This window comes from Cohnella sp. SGD-V74, assembly GCF_003001675.1.
In the GTDB taxonomy this organism is placed as follows: Bacteria; Bacillota; Bacilli; order Paenibacillales; family Paenibacillaceae; genus Cohnella.
The window spans coordinates 17495-33457 of the sequence record NZ_PVYW01000031.1; the positions used below are offsets into that span (position 1 = coordinate 17495).

25 protein-coding genes are annotated in these 15963 nt (G+C 54.1%); 2 read left to right on the forward strand and 23 right to left on the reverse strand.

The window, feature by feature from the left end:
* Positions 1–48: 48 nt before the first annotated feature.
* The 17 genes from rplF to rpsJ all read right to left on the reverse strand — a co-directional run bounded on the left by rplF (position 49) and on the right by rpsJ (position 7899).
* Positions 49–591, reverse strand: coding sequence for a 50S ribosomal protein L6 (rplF, locus tag B0G52_RS32580; RefSeq protein WP_094050614.1), 543 nt, complete (start codon positions 589–591; stop codon positions 49–51).
* 30 nt (positions 592–621) lie between these two features.
* A complete protein-coding gene (gene rpsH / locus B0G52_RS32585; RefSeq protein WP_094050615.1) occupies positions 622–1020 on the reverse strand; it encodes a 30S ribosomal protein S8 in 399 nt (132 codons plus the stop codon).
* Between the two features lie 30 nt (positions 1021–1050).
* Positions 1051–1236, reverse strand: coding sequence for a type Z 30S ribosomal protein S14 (locus B0G52_RS32590; RefSeq protein ID WP_027087364.1), 186 nt, complete (start codon positions 1234–1236; stop codon positions 1051–1053).
* 133 nt (positions 1237–1369) lie between these two features.
* A complete protein-coding gene (rplE, locus tag B0G52_RS32595; RefSeq protein WP_094050616.1) occupies positions 1370–1912 on the reverse strand; it encodes a 50S ribosomal protein L5 in 543 nt (180 codons plus the stop codon).
* Between the two features lie 35 nt (positions 1913–1947).
* The gene (rplX, locus tag B0G52_RS32600; protein WP_094050617.1) at positions 1948–2301 is read right to left on the reverse strand and encodes a 50S ribosomal protein L24; all 354 of its coding nucleotides are present in this window, start codon (positions 2299–2301) and stop codon (positions 1948–1950) included.
* Positions 2302–2346: 45 nt separating this feature from the next.
* The gene (gene rplN, locus B0G52_RS32605; RefSeq protein WP_094050618.1) at positions 2347–2715 is read right to left on the reverse strand and encodes a 50S ribosomal protein L14; all 369 of its coding nucleotides are present in this window, start codon (positions 2713–2715) and stop codon (positions 2347–2349) included.
* A 35-nt stretch (positions 2716–2750) separates the two neighbouring features.
* The gene (gene rpsQ / locus B0G52_RS32610; RefSeq protein ID WP_094050619.1) at positions 2751–3014 is read right to left on the reverse strand and encodes a 30S ribosomal protein S17; all 264 of its coding nucleotides are present in this window, start codon (positions 3012–3014) and stop codon (positions 2751–2753) included.
* 23 nt (positions 3015–3037) lie between these two features.
* A complete protein-coding gene (gene rpmC, locus B0G52_RS32615; RefSeq protein ID WP_094050620.1) occupies positions 3038–3235 on the reverse strand; it encodes a 50S ribosomal protein L29 in 198 nt (65 codons plus the stop codon).
* Complete coding sequence (gene rplP / locus B0G52_RS32620) at positions 3222–3659, reverse strand: 50S ribosomal protein L16 (RefSeq protein WP_094050621.1); 438 nt, start codon at positions 3657–3659, stop codon at positions 3222–3224. Before rplP ends, rpmC begins: the two co-directional genes overlap by 14 nt.
* 2 nt (positions 3660–3661) lie before the next feature.
* A complete protein-coding gene (rpsC, locus tag B0G52_RS32625; protein ID WP_094050622.1) occupies positions 3662–4324 on the reverse strand; it encodes a 30S ribosomal protein S3 in 663 nt (220 codons plus the stop codon).
* A 13-nt stretch (positions 4325–4337) separates the two neighbouring features.
* The gene (rplV, locus tag B0G52_RS32630) at positions 4338–4676 is read right to left on the reverse strand and encodes a 50S ribosomal protein L22 (protein ID WP_094050623.1); all 339 of its coding nucleotides are present in this window, start codon (positions 4674–4676) and stop codon (positions 4338–4340) included.
* An 88-nt stretch (positions 4677–4764) separates the two neighbouring features.
* Complete coding sequence (rpsS, locus tag B0G52_RS32635; protein ID WP_094050624.1) at positions 4765–5046, reverse strand: 30S ribosomal protein S19; 282 nt, start codon at positions 5044–5046, stop codon at positions 4765–4767.
* 63 nt (positions 5047–5109) lie between these two features.
* Positions 5110–5940 carry a 50S ribosomal protein L2 gene (rplB, locus tag B0G52_RS32640; RefSeq protein ID WP_094050625.1) on the reverse strand — a complete coding sequence of 277 codons (831 nt, stop codon included), beginning with the start codon at positions 5938–5940 and terminating at the stop codon, positions 5110–5112.
* A gap of 30 nt (positions 5941–5970) precedes the next feature.
* Positions 5971–6264, reverse strand: a complete 294-nt coding sequence (rplW, locus tag B0G52_RS32645) for a 50S ribosomal protein L23 (RefSeq protein WP_094050626.1) — start codon at positions 6262–6264, stop codon at positions 5971–5973.
* Complete coding sequence (rplD, locus tag B0G52_RS32650) at positions 6264–6887, reverse strand: 50S ribosomal protein L4 (RefSeq protein WP_094050627.1); 624 nt, start codon at positions 6885–6887, stop codon at positions 6264–6266. Before rplD ends, rplW begins: the two co-directional genes overlap by 1 nt.
* 31 nt (positions 6888–6918) lie before the next feature.
* Positions 6919–7545, reverse strand: a complete 627-nt coding sequence (gene rplC / locus B0G52_RS32655) for a 50S ribosomal protein L3 (protein ID WP_094050628.1) — start codon at positions 7543–7545, stop codon at positions 6919–6921.
* 45 nt (positions 7546–7590) lie between these two features.
* A complete protein-coding gene (gene rpsJ / locus B0G52_RS32660; RefSeq protein WP_027087350.1) occupies positions 7591–7899 on the reverse strand; it encodes a 30S ribosomal protein S10 in 309 nt (102 codons plus the stop codon).
* A 257-nt stretch (positions 7900–8156) separates the two neighbouring features.
* Between rpsJ and B0G52_RS32665 the strand changes: the two genes are divergently transcribed.
* Both B0G52_RS32665 and B0G52_RS32670 read left to right on the forward strand, forming a co-directional pair.
* Positions 8157–8852: a DUF421 domain-containing protein gene (locus tag B0G52_RS32665; RefSeq protein WP_094050629.1), complete on the forward strand. Its 696-nt coding sequence runs from the start codon at positions 8157–8159 to the stop codon at positions 8850–8852.
* Between the two features lie 98 nt (positions 8853–8950).
* Positions 8951–9538 carry a YitT family protein gene (locus B0G52_RS32670; RefSeq protein ID WP_094050630.1) on the forward strand — a complete coding sequence of 196 codons (588 nt, stop codon included), beginning with the start codon at positions 8951–8953 and terminating at the stop codon, positions 9536–9538.
* Positions 9539–9610: 72 nt separating this feature from the next.
* On the opposite strand, the gene tuf is transcribed toward B0G52_RS32670, so the two are convergent.
* The 6 genes from tuf to B0G52_RS32700 form a co-directional block, all read right to left on the reverse strand.
* Positions 9611–10804 (reverse strand): elongation factor Tu, encoded by a 1194-nt coding sequence (tuf, locus tag B0G52_RS32675; protein ID WP_094050631.1) that lies wholly within the window; start codon positions 10802–10804, stop codon positions 9611–9613.
* A gap of 101 nt (positions 10805–10905) precedes the next feature.
* The gene (gene fusA / locus B0G52_RS32680; RefSeq protein ID WP_094050632.1) at positions 10906–12984 is read right to left on the reverse strand and encodes an elongation factor G; all 2079 of its coding nucleotides are present in this window, start codon (positions 12982–12984) and stop codon (positions 10906–10908) included.
* 39 nt (positions 12985–13023) lie between these two features.
* Positions 13024–13494, reverse strand: coding sequence for a 30S ribosomal protein S7 (rpsG, locus tag B0G52_RS32685; RefSeq protein ID WP_094050633.1), 471 nt, complete (start codon positions 13492–13494; stop codon positions 13024–13026).
* A gap of 57 nt (positions 13495–13551) precedes the next feature.
* Entirely contained in the window at positions 13552–13974 is a 423-nt protein-coding gene (gene rpsL, locus B0G52_RS32690; RefSeq protein WP_094050634.1) for a 30S ribosomal protein S12, read from the reverse strand.
* A gap of 343 nt (positions 13975–14317) precedes the next feature.
* Positions 14318–15022 carry a hypothetical protein gene (locus B0G52_RS32695; RefSeq protein WP_094050635.1) on the reverse strand — a complete coding sequence of 235 codons (705 nt, stop codon included), beginning with the start codon at positions 15020–15022 and terminating at the stop codon, positions 14318–14320.
* 3 nt (positions 15023–15025) lie between these two features.
* Positions 15026–15901, reverse strand: a complete 876-nt coding sequence (locus B0G52_RS32700; protein WP_094050636.1) for an ATP-binding cassette domain-containing protein — start codon at positions 15899–15901, stop codon at positions 15026–15028.
* Between the last annotated feature and the right edge of the window lie 62 nt (positions 15902–15963).

Here is a 15963-nt window from a genome sequence, read left to right on the forward strand (position 1 = left end):
CCCTTCATCTCATTAACGCCCAGCGGCGCTTAGGCCGCCGCGTGCGTCTTATTTCTTCTTGCCTGCTTTACCTTCTTTGCGAAGGATGCGCTCGCCTTCGTACTTGATTCCTTTGCCTTTGTAAGGCTCGGGAGGACGAACGGCGCGAATTTTAGCAGCGATCTCGCCAACGGCTTCTTTATTGATGCCCTTAACGATAATCTTGTTCTGTGCCGGAACTTCGAATTCAATGCCATTCTCAGGCAAGAACTCAACCGGGTGGGAATAACCGACGTTCAGTACCAGCTTCTCGCCGGACTTGCTCGCACGGTAACCTACGCCGACCAGCTCAAGGTTTTTAGCATAACCGTCGGTTACGCCGCTGACCATGTTGGCCACTACGCTGCGAGTCGTTCCGTGCAACGCACGGTGAAGCTTGTTATCGGAAGGACGTTCAACGGTAATGACATCGGACTCGTACGAAACTTTCATATCTCCGTGCAGTGCGCGGGACAAAGTTCCTTTCGGTCCTTTGATCGTAATTACGTTGTTGTCCAGGTTCACGTTCACGCCGTTAGGCACCTGAATCGGTTTGCGTCCAATACGGGACATGGGTACACCTCCAATCGTGTGACAGTTAAATTACCAAACGTAGCAGAGAACTTCGCCGCCGGATTTGCCTTGACGGGCTTCCTTGTCGGTGACGATGCCTTTGGATGTGGAAATGATCGCGATTCCGAGGCCACCCAACACACGCGGCACTTCGGTCGACTTCGTATAAACGCGCAAGCCTGGCTTGCTAATGCGTTTAAGACCCGTGATAACGCGCTCGTTGTTCGGTCCGTATTTCAGGAAAATGCGGATCAAGCCTTGCTTGTTGTCTTCGACGTACTCGGCGTCGCGGATAAAGCCTTCGCGCTTCAGGATTTCAGCAATTTGCTTCTTCACCGTAGACGCAGGCAATTCCACAGACTCATGACGCACCAGATTCGCGTTGCGAATGCGCGTCAACATATCTGCAATAGGATCAGACATAACCATGGGGTAAACCTCCTTCCCGAACTAGGCTGATTACCAGCTCGCTTTTTTAACGCCAGGAATCTGGCCCTTATATGCCAACTCGCGGAAACAGATCCGGCAGATCTTGAATTTTTGCAATACGGAATGCGGACGGCCGCAACGTTCGCAACGCGTGTAAGCTTGGACTTTAAACTTCGGCGCGCGTTGTTGCTTGATTTTCATCGATGTTTTTGCCACTTGCTTTCACACCTCCATTAGGTAACCTTTTGCTATTGACGGGGTATCGTAGGACGCATACCCCTGGATGCATGGCCGAGCAGGGAACGAAGTTCCCGACCAGGCGAGCAGTCGACGAAGTCGACGACCAGGGTCACTTCGCAAACGGCATACCCAATTGGGTGAGCAGCTCACGCGCTTCTTCGTCCGATTGTGCCGTCGTGACGATGACGATGTCCATCCCGCGAACTTTATCGATCTTATCGTATTCGATCTCCGGGAAGATCAGCTGCTCTTTCAGACCGAGCGTGTAGTTCCCGCGGCCGTCGAACGATTTGGTCGATACGCCGTGGAAGTCGCGCACGCGTGGAAGAGAAATGTTGAACAGCTTATCCAGGAAGTGGTACATCCGTTCGCCGCGCAGCGTAACCTTGACGCCGATCGGCAAGTTCTCCCGCAGACGGAAGCCCGCGATCGATTTCTTGGCCCGCGTAACTACAGGCTTTTGACCGGAAATCTTCTGCATGTCTTCAACTGCGAAATCGATGATTTTGGAGTTGGAAACCGCCTCGCCGACACCCATGTTGATGACGACTTTCTCGATTTTCGGCACTTGCATGACGGATTTGTAGCTAAACTTCTGCATCAGCGCAGGAGTGATTTCATTCAGGAAACGTTCCTTCATTCTTGCTGCCATGAGTCACAATGACCTCCTTTCCGTTGTTACTCCGATTAGTCGATCGATTCTCCGGAACGTTTTGCGACCCGGACTTTCTTGCCGTTATCGAGCGTTTGGTAACCGATACGAGTCGGCTTGCCGCTCTTAGGATCGATATGCATGACGTTCGAAGCGTGAATTGCCGCTTCGCGTTCGATGATACCGCCTTGTTGGTTTTGCGGATTCGGGCGAGTATGACGCTTGATCATGTTCACGCCTTCGACAAGAACGCGATTCTCGCGCGGATAGGCGGCGATGATGCGGCCTTTCTTGCCTTTGTCTTTGCCGGAGATGACGATGACGTTATCGTCCTTCTTCACGTGCAGTTTATTGTTGTGCGATTCCAGCACTTTTTTCAGACGGGGCATGGGTACACCTCCTTGAGTGTTTCTCCATCGGTGCGCTCCGGAGTCTTACAGAACTTCGGGTGCCAGGGAAATGATTTTCATGAAGTCACGTTCGCGAAGCTCGCGGGCAACAGGTCCGAAGATCCGGGTGCCGCGTGGGCTCTTGTCTTCTTTAACGATTACGGCCGCGTTCTCGTCGAACGCGATGTAGGATCCGTCTCTGCGGCGTACCGAACGTTTCGTACGAACGATAACGCATTTGACTACGTCGCCTTTTTTGACAACGCCGCCTGGTGTTGCTTGTTTAACGGAGCATACGATCATATCACCGATATGTCCTACGCGGCGTCCTGTACCACCAAGCACGCGGATGCACATCAATTCTTTCGCGCCGGAGTTGTCGGCAACTTTCAGACGCGTAAACGGTTGAATCATCGCAAGGTCCTCCTTTCAGTAACGGGTGCGTCGACTTAAGCCAGAACGGCTTTCTCGACGATTTCGACCAAGCGCCATGTTTTGTCTTTCGACAACGGGCGGGTCTCCATGATTTTCACAGTGTCGCCGATTTGCGCTTCGTTGTTCTCGTCGTGCGCTTTGAATTTCTTCGTGTATTTGATCCGCTTGTGGTACAGGCTGTGCTTCTTGTACGTCTCAACAGCTACCACAATCGTTTTGTCCATCTTATCGCTGACGACTTTGCCGATTTGCACTTTGCGATTGTTGCGTTCGCTCATGGTCATCCTCCTTTTCCCGGGTTTTAGCCGATGCCGAGTTCACGCTCGCGCAAAATGGTTTTGGCCCGAGCGATTTCTTTCCGCAGTTCGCCAAGACGATGCGGGGTGTCCAGTTGGCCGGTAGCCAGTTGGAAGCGGAGGTTGAACAGTTCATCCTTGAAGCCGGCGATCTTCTGCTCGAGTTCCGCCGATGTCAGGTTGCGAAATTCACTGGCTTTCATTTGCTTCACCACCCAGTTCTTCACGTTTCACAAACTTCGTCTTAACCGGCAGCTTGTGCGCGGCGAGACGCATTGCTTCGCGTGCGATCTCCTCGGATACCCCTGCGAGCTCGAACATTACTTTGCCCGGTTTCACAACGGCAACCCATGCTTCTACGTTACCTTTACCGCTACCCATCCGTACCTCGAGAGGCTTTTGGGTGATCGGTTTCGAAGGGAAGATTTTGATCCAGACTTTACCGCCCCGTTTGATGTAACGAGTCATCGCGATACGAGCAGCCTCGATCTGACGGTTCGTTACCCAAGAAGCTTCCTGTGCCTGCAGGCCGTATTCGCCGAAGTGCACTTCCGTGCCGCCTTTGGCGCGACCTTTCATTTTACCGCGGTGTACTTTGCGGTGTTTGACGCGTTTAGGGACCAACATGATCAGTTGCCTCCTTCCTGGGCAGCTCTTTTCTTCGTCGGAAGGACTTCGCCGCGGTAGATCCATACTTTTACGCCGATGCGGCCGTAAGTCGTATGAGCTTCCGCCGTTCCGTAATCGATGTCAGCGCGAAGCGTGTGCAGAGGCACCGTTCCTTCGCTGTATCCTTCTTGACGAGCAATTTCCGCTCCGCCCAGACGGCCGCTAACGGAAGTCTTGATTCCTTTTGCTCCTGCGCGCTGCGTGCGTTGAATCGCTTGTTTCATCGCACGGCGGAAAGAAACGCGACGTTCCAGTTGTTGCGCGATGCTCTCGGCAACGAGGACAGCGTCCAGTTCAGGGTTTTTGATTTCGGAAATGTTGATGTGCACTTTCTTGCCGTTCGTCAGCTTCGTCAGTTGGCCGCGAAGCACTTCGACTTCGGAGCCGCCTTTGCCGATAACGATGCCTGGCTTAGCCGTATGAATCGTAACGTTGACGCGGTTGGCCGCACGTTCGATCTCGATTTTGGAAACCGCGGCTTCTTTCAGCTTCTTCTTCAGGAATTCGCGGATTTTGACGTCCTCGATGAGGAGGGAGCCGAAATCTTTGTCCGCATACCACTTGGATTCCCAGTCACGAATGATGCCGATGCGAAGACCGACGGGATTTACTTTTTGACCCACACGTTGTCCCTCCTTATTTCTCGGATACGACCAGCGTAATATGGCTGGAGCGTTTGAAAATGCTGAATGCGCGACCTTGGGAACGAGGCTGGAACCGTTTCATGGTTGGTCCTTCGTTAACGAAGGCTTCGGAAACGACCAATTTGTTCACGTCGAGCTGATAGTTGTGTTCGGCGTTAGCAATCGCGGAGTTCAGCAGTTTCTCCAGAACCGGAGAGGCCGAACGAGGCGTATGACGCAGAATCGCGATGGCGTCTCCGACCTTCTTGCCGCGGATCAAGTCCACGACCAGGCGGACTTTGCGCGCCGGAATGCGAATGTTATTCACGACAGCTTTCGCTTGCTGAGACATCGGTGTACCTCCTCCCTTACGTACGTCTCGTGACGATCGCTCCGAGCGCGGTTAGCGTTCGGGCCTGATCGCACTTCGTAGGGTTAAATTATCGCTTGCCCGTTTTTTTGTCGTCGTCCGTATGACCTTTGAACGTGCGCGTAGGCGCGAATTCGCCCAGCTTGTGACCGACCATGTCTTCGGACACATAAACCGGCACGTGCTTGCGGCCGTCGTATACCGCGAACGTCTGACCCACGAATTGCGGGAAAATCGTCGAGCGACGGGACCACGTCTTGATGACGGCTTTCTTGTTCGAACCGGACAGCTCTTCTACTTTCTTAAGCAGATATCCGTCCACGAAAGGTCCTTTTTTCAAACTGCGACCCATGGAATGCTCCTCCCTTCAAACCAGCATGAGAGTTCCACGTCCGTGCCGGCAAGCAAGTATCGATTACTTGCTGCGGCGGCGAACGATATATTTGCTCGAAGCTTTTTTCTTCTTGCGCGTTTTGTAGCCCAGAGTAGGCTGACCCCAAGGAGAAAGCGGGGATTTGCGACCGATTGGCGCGCGTCCTTCGCCACCGCCGTGCGGGTGGTCGTTCGGGTTCATGACGACACCGCGGACGATCGGGCGTTTGCCCAACCAGCGATTGCGTCCTGCTTTACCGATGTTGATCAGCTCGTGGTCTTGGTTGCCGACCGTGCCGATCGTTGCCCGGCAAGTTTTCAGGATGCGGCGAATCTCGCCGGAAGTCAAACGAATCGTAACGTAAGATTCTTCTTTACCGAGCAGTTGAGCGCTCGTGCCGGCTGCGCGAACAAGTTGTCCGCCCTTGCCTGGCTTCAGCTCGATGTTGTGGATAACCGTACCGACCGGAATGTTCTCCAGCGGAAGAGCGTTGCCCACTTTGATGTCGGCATCAGGTCCGGACGTAATTACGTCGCCGACTTTGAGGCCTTTCGGAGCGATGATATAAGCCTTCTCACCGTCCGCATAGTTGATCAGAGCGATATAAGACGTACGGTTCGGATCGTATTCGATCGTAGCCACGCGGCCGGGAATGCCGTCCTTCGTGCGCTTGAAGTCGATAATCCGGTATTTACGCTTATGTCCGCCGCCGTGATGACGAACGGTAATTTTACCTTGGTGGTTACGGCCTGCGCGTTTGGAGAGCGGCGCGAGCAACGATTTCTCGGGCTCGTTCGTCGTAATCTCTTCGAACGTCGCGATCGTCATTTGACGACGGCTTGCCGTTGTCGGATTAAACTTTTTGACTGGCAATTGGATTCCCTCCTTACTTTAGAGACTGGATTATACGGAAGCTTCAAAGAAATCCAGCGGCTTGCTGTCTTCGGAAAGCTGCACGATCGCTTTTTTCCATTCGGACGTGTAACCGCTGTGTCTGCCGTAGCGCTTCGGCTTGGCAGGCATTCTGAGCGTATTTACGCCAACGACCTTCACTTTGAAGATCTGCTCGATGGCTTGTTTGATTTCCGTTTTGTTAGCTTTCAGCTCAACTTCGAACACGTATTTGCGCTGTTCGATGAATTCGCTCGTACGTTCGGTAATTACCGGACGCTTGATCAGATCGCGAGGGTTTCTCATTACGCGAACACCTCCTCGACTTTAGCGACCGCATCCTTCGTGATGATCAACTGATCGTGCTTGATCACGTCGAGGACGTTGATTCCGTCGGCAGCGACGAACTTCACGCCTGGGATGTTGCGGGCGGACAGAGCCACATTCTCTTCGTAGTCCGCAGTTACGATAAGCGCTTTGCGGGATACTTTGAGGTTGTTCAAGATTTTCGCGAATTCCTTCGTTTTCGGTTGGGCCAGGCTCAGTTGATCCAGAACGATCAGTTGGTTATCCACAACTTTGCTGGACAGAGCGGATTTGATGGCCAAACGACGAACTTTACGAGGCAATTTGAAGCCATAGCTGCGTGGCGTCGGTCCGAAGACGATGCCGCCGCCTTTCCATTGCGGCGAACGGATGCTGCCCTGACGAGCGCGGCCGGTTCCTTTTTGTTTCCAAGGCTTGCGTCCGCCTCCGCGCACTTCCGAACGTCCTTTCGTGTCGTGCGTGCCGGAACGAACGGCAGCTTGCTGGAGCAATACGGCGCTGTGCAGAACGTGCAGGTTCGGTTCCAAACCGAATACTCCTTCTGCCAGATCCAATTGTCCGACTTCTTTGCCGTCTACGTTAAATACGGATACTTTCGGCATGAGTGGTCCTCCTTTCCTCTTACGTTACGAATTATTTCTTCACCGCGGAGCGGATTTTGAGATAGCTGTTGCGAGCACCCGGTACGGAGCCCTTGATCAGAAGCACGTTGCGCTCTGCGTCGACTTTGACGACTTCCAGGTTTTGAACCGTGATCGACTCGCCGCCCATGCGACCGTGCATTTTCTTGCCCTTCGGCACGCGGTTGGCGTCGCGAATCGTCGCAAGCGAACCGTTACCGCGGTGGTATTTCGAACCGTGCGTCATTTTACCGCGTTGGAAGCCCCAACGTTTGATCGCACCGGCGGTTCCTTTACCTTTGGAAATCCCCGTTACGTCAACAATATCGCCTTCGGAGAACTGGTCAACTTTAAGTTCCTGACCAACCTCAACTTCTGCCGGCGTAATTCCGCTAACTTCGCGGATGAAGCGCTTGGGGCCCGTGCCTGCCTTCTTAGCGTGGCCGATCGCGGGTTTGGTAGCCAGCTTTTCGCGTTTGTCCGCGAAGCCGAGCTGAACTGCTTCGTATCCGTCGTTGTCCGCAGTTTTCTTTTGCAATACGATGTTCGGAGTCGCTTCTACTACAGTAACAGGCACTACGCTGCCGTCCGCTGCGAAGATTTGCGTCATTCCGAGTTTACGTCCCAAGATTCCTGACATGTTGACACCTCTTTTCTTGATGAATCTGATTGGCTTTAAGCTTTATTACAGTTTGATTTCGATATCGACGCCAGACGGCAGGTCAAGGCGCATCAGCGCGTCTACCGTTTGCGGCGTCGGATTGACGATATCAATCAAACGCTTGTGCGTACGCATTTCGAACTGTTCACGCGAGTCCTTGTACTTGTGGACCGCACGCAGAATCGTGATGATCTGCTTTTCGGTCGGCAGCGGGATCGGACCCGAGACGCCTGCACCGGTACGTTTTGCCGTTTCTACGATTTTCTCCGCGGATTGATCGAGGATACGGTGATCGTAGGCTTTCAAACGGATGCGGATTTTTTGCTTTGCCATAGAATTCCCTCCTTCATTCGCCCAATTTTGGAATCGGACATACTCCGTGAGAATAACCCGACTTGCACCGTTGGCCGCCCTTATGGCAAAGGGGCCGGGTGTGTCGGCAACCTCTCACATCATCGCACAGTCACAGACCAACATTCACTATTATAGCGATCTGCCCAAACGATTGCAACAAATAATTTTCAAAACCGGTGGAAAAACTAAAAGGTGCGCCGCTGCGGCCAAAATTTCGATTCGAGGAGGACTAAACGATGCCGGCTTGGTTGGAGGTTTCTCTGCGTACCGTCATGGCAGTCATCATTCTTTTTATCATGACAAGGATACTGGGCAAGCGGCAGATTTCCCAGCTCTCGCTCTTCGAATACATAACCGGGATCTCGATCGGCAACTTGGCCGCCTACCTGTCGCTGGATACCGACACGAACTGGATTCTCGGAGTCGTCGCTCTATCCGTCTGGGTCAGCATGTCGCTCGGCATCGAGTTTCTGCAAGTGAAGAGCAAAAAGGCTCGCGAGCTGCTGGATGGCAAACCGACGATCATTATTCAGAACGGAAAGATTCTTGAAGCCAACATGAAAAGGGAACGGATCACTTCCGACGAGCTGCTGGAGCTGCTGCGCACGAAAGACATTTTCGACGTCTCCCAGGTCGAGTTCGCAATTATGGATACGAGCGGCGAGCTGAACGTTCTGCTCAAGAAAGAGCATCAGCCGCTCACTCCCTCCGATATCAATCTGCCCGTCTCTCCGGAGAAGTTCAGCATGTCCGTCATCATGGACGGCAAGATTCTCGAGGATTCCCTGAAGCGCATCGGGTTGAATCGCGATTGGCTGGCCGCCAAGCTGAAACAAATCGGAACGTCCCCCGACAAAATCTACTTGGCGCAAGTCGATTCCCAGAACAAGCTGTACCTCGATCCTTACGATGACTCCATGCGGACGCATTAACGAAAATCGATTTTCCCCCTTTTTCCAGTTAAACGTCATTCTCCGCCTGTCTTTTCCATATAAATAAGACAGGCTGGGAGTGAAAGGGATGATCGGTGTTGTTCTCGTTTCGCAAAGTCGCCGTAATCGTGATCGGATGCCTGCTGATCGCCTTCGGTATCGATTTCTTCGTTATGCCGCTCAAAGTGCTGGACGGAGGTTTTATCGGAATCGCGTTAATCTCCAATTACTTGTTCGGCGTTAAAGTCGGAATCATCTTGATGGCATGCAGTCTGCCCGTCTTCGTCTATACGTGGTTCAAGGACAGGACGTTTTTCTTCCACAGCTTGTTCGGGATGGTCTTCCTGTCCTACGCAGTTGATCTGCTCGATCCGTACAATCCGTTCGGCTCGATCATCGCGCTCCACCCGTTCGCCGCATCGATTGCGGGAGGAACCTGTATCGGGATTGGATTCGGACTTCTGTTAAAATTCGACACGAGCACCGGCGGAGTCGATCTGTTGGCCAAGCTGCTCGCGAAAAAAGTCAAAATCAACGTCGGCATTCTCATCCTCATCATGGACGCGCTGGTCATCGCCGTCGGCGGCTTTTTGTTTTCGCTCGACACGCTGTTTCTATCCATCGCGACGATCGCTTCCGGGGGACTGGCAACGAGCCTGTGCACTTCCAAGTTCTTCGCTTACTAAACGATCACTATATAATAGAAGAAAAAAAACTGTCCAGGGCGAATGCCCTGGACAGTTTGCGCTTTGCAGCTCTTACTTTTGGATGGAAGCAACTGCGCCCGCGCCTACCGTACGGCCGCCTTCGCGGATAGCGAAGCGAGTGCCTTCTTCGATAGCGATCGGGGAGATCAGTTGAACCGTAACCGTGATGTTATCGCCAGGCATAACCATTTCCGTGCCTTCCGGCAGGTTGATGATACCCGTAACGTCCGTCGTCCGGAAGTAGAACTGCGGACGGTAGCCCGTGAAGAAAGGCTTATGACGGCCGCCTTCAGCGGAAGTCAGGACGTAGATTTGAGCCGTGAATTCCGTGTGAGGCTTAACGGAACCTGGCTTAGCGATTACTTGACCGCGCTCGATGTCCTTACGGTCAACGCCGCGAAGCAATGCGCCGATGTTGTCGCCAGCTTGAGCTTGGTCCAGCAATTTGCGGAACATCTCAACGCCCGTAACAACGGATTTGCGAGTTTCTTCTTGCAGACCGATGATTTCGGCTTCGTCGCCGACTTTGATGATACCGCGCTCAACACGGCCAGTAGCAACCGTACCGCGGCCCGTGATCGTGAACACGTCCTCGACCGGCATCAAGAAAGGCTTGTCAGTCGCGCGCTCAGGAGTCGGGATGTAGCTGTCGATAGCGTCGAACAGCTCGATGATTTTGTCAGCCCAAGGGCCGTCCGGGTTAGCCAGAGCTTCACGAGCAGCGCCGCGGATGATCGGAGTGTCGTCGCCCGGGAACTCATACTCGTTGAGCAGGTCGCGAACTTCCATTTCAACCAGTTCCAGCAACTCTTCGTCTTCAACCATGTCGCATTTGTTCAAGAATACGACGATGTAAGGAACGCCTACTTGGCGGGAGAGCAGGATGTGCTCGCGCGTTTGCGGCATTGGGCCGTCAGCAGCGGATACGACCAGGATTGCGCCGTCCATTTGAGCAGCGCCCGTGATCATGTTTTTAACGTAGTCGGCGTGTCCAGGGCAGTCAACGTGAGCGTAGTGACGGTTAGGCGTCTCGTACTCAACGTGAGCCGTGGAGATCGTGATGCCGCGCTCGCGCTCTTCCGGAGCTTTGTCGATTTGGTCGAATGCTACAGCAGCACCGCTGCCGTATTTTTTGTTCAATACCGAAGTGATTGCAGCAGTCGTCGTCGTTTTGCCGTGGTCAACGTGACCGATCGTACCGATATTAACGTGCGGTTTTGTACGTTCGAATTTAGCCTTAGCCATTGATACTGTTCCTCCTTAATGAGTAAAAGGATTTGATTTTATTTGATGACGGGGAACCGCCGCGTTAGCTGACGATTCGTCCGTCCGCTTTCTGGAAAGCTTTACGCGCCGCCCTTGCTCTTGGACACGATTTCTTCCGAGATGGATTTCGGCACTTCTTCGTAGTGCGAAAGCTCCATCGAGAATACGCCGCGACCTTGCGTACCGGAACGAAGAGTTGTGGAGTATCCGAACATCTCTGCCAACGGCACCTTCGCACGAACGATCTGTGCGCCGAAACGCATATCCGATCCTTCGATGCGTCCGCGACGGGAGCTCAGCATACCCATAACGTCGCCGAAGTACTCTTCGGGAACCGTTACTTCAACCTTCATGATCGGCTCGAGCAACACAGGATCACATTTGTCCTTCGCTGCTTTAAGCGCCATCGATCCGGCGATTTTGAACGCCATCTCCGAGGAGTCGACGTCATGGTAGGATCCGTCGAAGATCGTTGCTTTGATATCGACGAGCGGGAAGCCGGCCAATACGCCGTTCTTCATCGACTCTTCGATACCGGCTTGTACCGGAGCGATATATTCGCGCGGTACGACGCCGCCGACGATCTTGTTCTCGAACACGAAGCCGGCACCCGGCTCCTGAGGTTCGAACTCGATCCAGACGTGGCCGTATTGACCGCGTCCGCCCGATTGACGAACGAACTTGCCTTCGACTTTCGCAGCCGTGCGGAACGTCTCGCGGTAGGCAACCTGCGGCTTACCGACGTTCGTCTCGACTTTGAATTCGCGAAGCATACGGTCAACGAGAATTTCCAAGTGAAGCTCGCCCATCCCGGAGATGATCGTTTGACCAGTCTCTTCGTCCGTGTGAGCACGGAACGTAGGATCTTCTTCGGCCAGCTTCTGCAGAGCGATACCCATCTTGTCTTGGTCGGCCTTCGTTTTCGGCTCAACCGCGAGTTGGATAACCGGCTCAGGGAAGTTCATGGACTCGAGGATAACCGGATTCTTCTCGTCGCACAGCGTGTCGCCCGTCGTCGTGTCTTTCAGACCGACGGCAGCAGCGATGTCACCGGAGTAAACTTCGCTGATTTCTTGACGGCTGTTCGCGTGCATTTGAAGAATACGGCCTACGCGCTCGCGCTTGCCCTTCGTCGCGTTGACGACATAAGAACCGGAGTTCAGTACGCCGGAGTATACGCGGAAGAAGGTCAAACGGCCCACGTAAGGGTCGGTCATGATTTTGAACGCAAGCGCCGCAAACGGTTCGTTGTCGGAAGACTTGCGCGTCGTTTCCGTTCCGTCATCCAGAACGCCCTTGATATCAGGAACGTCAACCGGAGAAGGAAGGTAAGCGACAACCGCGTCCAGCATCGGCTGAACGCCTTTGTTGCGATAGGAGGAACCGCAGACGACCGGGAAGATTTTCACTTCGCAGACGCCTTTGCGCAGAGCCGCTTTGATCTCTTCGACGGTGAGTTCTTCACCTTCGAGGTATTTCATCGTCAGCTCTTCATCCAGCTCGGCAACTTTCTCTACGAGTTCGTTGCGAAGCTCTTCTACTTGCGCTGCGTACTCCTCAGGAATTGCCACCGTCTCCGGATCTTTACCCAGATCGTCCTTATAGATATAAGCAACCTGTTCAACCAGGTCGATCATGCCTTTGAACGTATCTTCGGCTCCGATCGGCAGTTGGATCGCCACGGCGTTCGCGTTCAGACGTTCTCTCATGTCTTTGACGACATTCAAGTAGTCCGCGCCGATGATGTCCATCTTGTTAACATACGCGATCCGCGGTACGCCGTAACGGTCGGCTTGACGCCATACCGTCTCGGATTGCGGTTCTACGCCTTCTTTGGCGCTGAATACGCCAACGGCCCCATCCAATACGCGCAGGGAGCGCTCGACTTCTACCGTAAAGTCAACGTGACCCGGAGTGTCGATAATATTAATACGGTGACCCTTCCACTGAGCGGTCGTCGCGGCAGACGTAATCGTAATGCCGCGCTCTTGCTCTTGCTCCATCCAGTCCATCGTAGCGGCGCCTTCGTGCACTTCGCCGATTTTGTGAACGCGTCCGGTGTAGAACAAAATCCGTTCAGTCGTCGTGGTTTTACCCGCATCAATGTGCGCCATAATCCCGATGTTGCGCGTATTTTGCAAGGAGAACTCTCTAGCCATTGATACAGTCTCCCTTCAAAATGTCTAGCTTCGCGATAATTACCAGCGGTAGTGAGCGAACGCTCTGTTCGCTTCCGCCATTTTGTGAGTGTCTTCGCGCTTCTTGACGGCTGCTCCCGTGTTGTTGGAAGCATCCAGAATTTCTGCAGCCAGACGCTCTTCCATCGTCTTCTCGCCGCGGTTGCGGGCGTAGTTCACGAGCCAGCGCAGTCCAAGGGACGTGCGGCGCTCAGGTTTAACTTCGATCGGAACTTGATAGTTCGCGCCGCCTACGCGGCGAGCTTTAACTTCAAGCACCGGCATGATATTCTTAATCGCTGCTTCAAAAACCTCCATCGGCTCTTTGCCGGAGCGCTCTTGAATCAACTTGAAAGCATCATACAGAAGCTGTTGCGCTACGCCTCTCTTACCGTCGATCATAATACGGTTGACAAGGCGAGTTACCAGTTTGCTGTTGTACAGCGGATCCGGGAGTACGTCCCGTTTCGGAACCGGTCCTTTGCGTGGCATCAAGGTTCCTCCTTTCTCATTCATGACGCTCGGGCCGGCTTAGCCGCCCCTTGCGGATTAGGATTTTTTGACTTTCGGTCTCTTCGTTCCGTATTTGGAACGAGCTTGTTTGCGGTTGTTCACTCCAGCGGTATCCAGAGCTCCGCGAACGATGTGGTAACGAACACCCGGAAGGTCCTTAACCCGGCCTCCACGAACAAGAACGACGCTGTGCTCTTGCAGGTTGTGGCCGATTCCTCCGATGTAGGCGGTCACCTCTACGCGGTTCGTCAGACGAACACGAGCGTATTTACGAAGAGCGGAGTTCGGTTTCTTCGGCGTCATCGTACCTACACGGGTGCAAACCCCGCGTTTTTGAGGAGCGCTCAGATCCGTTTCCACGCGTTTGAGAGCGTTGAAACCTCTTTGAAGCGCCGGCGATTTCGATTTTACGACCTTCGATTGACGTCCTTTGCGAACGAGCTGGTTGATTGTTGGCATGCTGCCACCCCCTTCCCATGATGGGTACAAATAAGAAAAATAAGCGATCGGATCGACGCGAACTGCGAAGCCCACAGATCCAGGTGGTTCATTTTGAGAGGCGAGAAAGGGCTCGACCGGAACACCCGCATCCGCGGCAACCGCATCAAACCCGTTATTCCTATTCTCAATCGGCTCGATAAATCAACGGCCGATAATAGCTCACCATCGCCTAAGTCCGCACCGGTCTCGGCACGTCTGAACGACGTACCTCTGGCACACACTAGAACATATTATCACTTCGAAAATGCTGTGTCAAGAACCTAGATTTCCGCTTTGCGAAGATGCTTGTCCTCCGCGCCGACTACATTTTTTTCCGGTCCATCAGTTTAAGAAAGAGACCGAACAGGATGCCCGCATACGCCCACGGAGCGGCAAGGACGATAGATTGGTAACCTGCTGAGATTTCCTCGTGCCGGTTGAACGCGTCCATTAACGGAAATACGGGCGGAAGCAGCCAGATCAACCCCGCCAGCGAACCGGGCAGCGCATCCGCAATGCCTCCTGCGGCCAACGATAGGGCGACCGTCAGCAAGAGTCCTATGATCGCATAGCTGAGCTTCGGGACGAGCTTGCTGGTAAACAGATAGGAGACTGCCGCCCCAACCATTCCCAGTCCGGCGTGGCCAATTAACGCGGCCAGCGCTTCTCCGGTCTCGGGCTGCCTGTCGAATTTGTCGAACAGAATCGGATACGCGACGGCGACGACGGACAAGCAGACGGTCCAGAAGGCGATCACCGACGCTCGCGCGGCGTAGTATTTCGTCTGTCCTCCCGCATGAAGCGAGCCGATCATCTGCTGCGTCACATCTTCCGCGTCTACGTAACCGAAGCCGAGCCAAGCGGCGAAGAGGAACGTCAAGGTCGCCGTTAACGAATAGCTGGGCATGACGGGATTGGGCACGACGCTATAAATAAAAAACAGTGCGATTCCGAAAAACAGCATCGGTCCGACGTATCTATAAGTCCGCGTGTAATGCTTAAACGAGAATGCCATAATGCCCAGCATCGATTATCCCCCATCAACGAACGGCCGGCGTTCGGCGTCCCCATCGGCGTTCCGAACCGAGCGAATCGATCCGTTCGCCGCCAGAACGGCGCGAAGGAAAGCGTCGCACCGGACCGCTTCGATGCGGCAGCCCCAGCCTCCTCTTATTCTATACCTCGCAATGATCCCATCCGAAACCGCGCACACCCGATCCGTCTCCTCGTCGGCCAACTCGAACTCCGCGATTTTGCACGGCACAGAGCCCGCTCGAACGGCGGTCTGCTCTGCAGTCCCGTCCCGAAGCCGTACAACCCGATCCGCGAGTCGCTCTACGAGCATCTGCTCGTGCGTCGAGAAGACGATCGTCGCGCCCTCTTCCTTAAGCTGCAGCAGAACGTCCGTCAGTTCGGCGCGCGTTCGCGAATCCAGCCCCGACAACGGCTCGTCGAGCAGAAGCAATTCCGGGCTTCCCAGCAGCGCCTGCATCAGATTAACCTTCTGCAGATTTCCTTTGGAGAGATCTGCGAGCCGCTGCCTCTCTGTCGATTGAAGCCGAAACAGCTCGAACAGATTGTCGATGATCCCGTTCGCCGCCTGCGGCTCCATACCGCGGATTTTCGCCATTGCGAGCAAATATTCCCTCGCGGAGTGACGCAGCCTGGGGAAGCCGTCCGGCGCAAATCCGATGCGATTCGGCGGTATGCTCGCCAATCTGGCGCCTCCGTCCAGGGCGCTCAGTCCGCTTAGCGCCTTGAGCAACGTGCTCTTGCCCGATCCGTTGCTCCCGAGCAAGGCAACGACTTCCCCCCGCCCGATCTCCAGCGACAGCTTGTCCAGCACGATGCGACCGGCGAAGCTTCGCCGGACTTCCTCAAGCCGGACGATCGGCTTATTTGGCATGAAGACGCCTCCTTCCTCTTCCGTCTCCGTCGGCGTCCCGTTGGCGCGCCGTTGTTCGACTA

What these genes read in the sequence shown, in the direction of transcription:
- rpsJ (WP_027087350.1), bottom strand. Translation starts at nt 7,899, where the DNA reads ATGGCAAAGCAAAAAATCCGCATCCGTTTGAAAGCCTACGATCACCGT.
- rpsS (WP_094050624.1), bottom strand. Translation starts at nt 5,046, where the DNA reads ATGGGTCGCAGTTTGAAAAAAGGACCTTTCGTGGACGGATATCTGCTT.
- rpsQ (WP_094050619.1), bottom strand. Translation starts at nt 3,014, where the DNA reads ATGAGCGAACGCAACAATCGCAAAGTGCAAATCGGCAAAGTCGTCAGC.
- rplW (WP_094050626.1), bottom strand. Translation starts at nt 6,264, where the DNA reads ATGAGAAACCCTCGCGATCTGATCAAGCGTCCGGTAATTACCGAACGT.
- B0G52_RS32700 (WP_094050636.1), bottom strand. Translation starts at nt 15,901, where the DNA reads ATGCCAAATAAGCCGATCGTCCGGCTTGAGGAAGTCCGGCGAAGCTTC.
- rpmC (WP_094050620.1), bottom strand. Translation starts at nt 3,235, where the DNA reads ATGAAAGCCAGTGAATTTCGCAACCTGACATCGGCGGAACTCGAGCAG.
- rplN (WP_094050618.1), bottom strand. Translation starts at nt 2,715, where the DNA reads ATGATTCAACCGTTTACGCGTCTGAAAGTTGCCGACAACTCCGGCGCG.
- B0G52_RS32665 (WP_094050629.1), top strand. Translation starts at nt 8,157, where the DNA reads ATGCCGGCTTGGTTGGAGGTTTCTCTGCGTACCGTCATGGCAGTCATC.
- rplE (WP_094050616.1), bottom strand. Translation starts at nt 1,912, where the DNA reads ATGGCAGCAAGAATGAAGGAACGTTTCCTGAATGAAATCACTCCTGCG.
- rpsH (WP_094050615.1), bottom strand. Translation starts at nt 1,020, where the DNA reads ATGGTTATGTCTGATCCTATTGCAGATATGTTGACGCGCATTCGCAAC.
- fusA (WP_094050632.1), bottom strand. Translation starts at nt 12,984, where the DNA reads ATGGCTAGAGAGTTCTCCTTGCAAAATACGCGCAACATCGGGATTATG.
- rplP (WP_094050621.1), bottom strand. Translation starts at nt 3,659, where the DNA reads ATGTTGGTCCCTAAACGCGTCAAACACCGCAAAGTACACCGCGGTAAA.
- tuf (WP_094050631.1), bottom strand. Translation starts at nt 10,804, where the DNA reads ATGGCTAAGGCTAAATTCGAACGTACAAAACCGCACGTTAATATCGGT.
- rpsG (WP_094050633.1), bottom strand. Translation starts at nt 13,494, where the DNA reads ATGCCACGCAAAGGACCGGTTCCGAAACGGGACGTACTCCCGGATCCG.
- rpsL (WP_094050634.1), bottom strand. Translation starts at nt 13,974, where the DNA reads ATGCCAACAATCAACCAGCTCGTTCGCAAAGGACGTCAATCGAAGGTC.
- B0G52_RS32695 (WP_094050635.1), bottom strand. Translation starts at nt 15,022, where the DNA reads ATGCTGGGCATTATGGCATTCTCGTTTAAGCATTACACGCGGACTTAT.
- rplX (WP_094050617.1), bottom strand. Translation starts at nt 2,301, where the DNA reads ATGCCCCGTCTGAAAAAAGTGCTGGAATCGCACAACAATAAACTGCAC.
- rplV (WP_094050623.1), bottom strand. Translation starts at nt 4,676, where the DNA reads ATGTCTCAGCAAGCGAAAGCTGTCGTGAATAACATTCGCATTCCGGCG.
- rplC (WP_094050628.1), bottom strand. Translation starts at nt 7,545, where the DNA reads ATGTCAGGAATCTTGGGACGTAAACTCGGAATGACGCAAATCTTCGCA.
- rplF (WP_094050614.1), bottom strand. Translation starts at nt 591, where the DNA reads ATGTCCCGTATTGGACGCAAACCGATTCAGGTGCCTAACGGCGTGAAC.
- rplD (WP_094050627.1), bottom strand. Translation starts at nt 6,887, where the DNA reads ATGCCGAAAGTATCCGTATTTAACGTAGACGGCAAAGAAGTCGGACAA.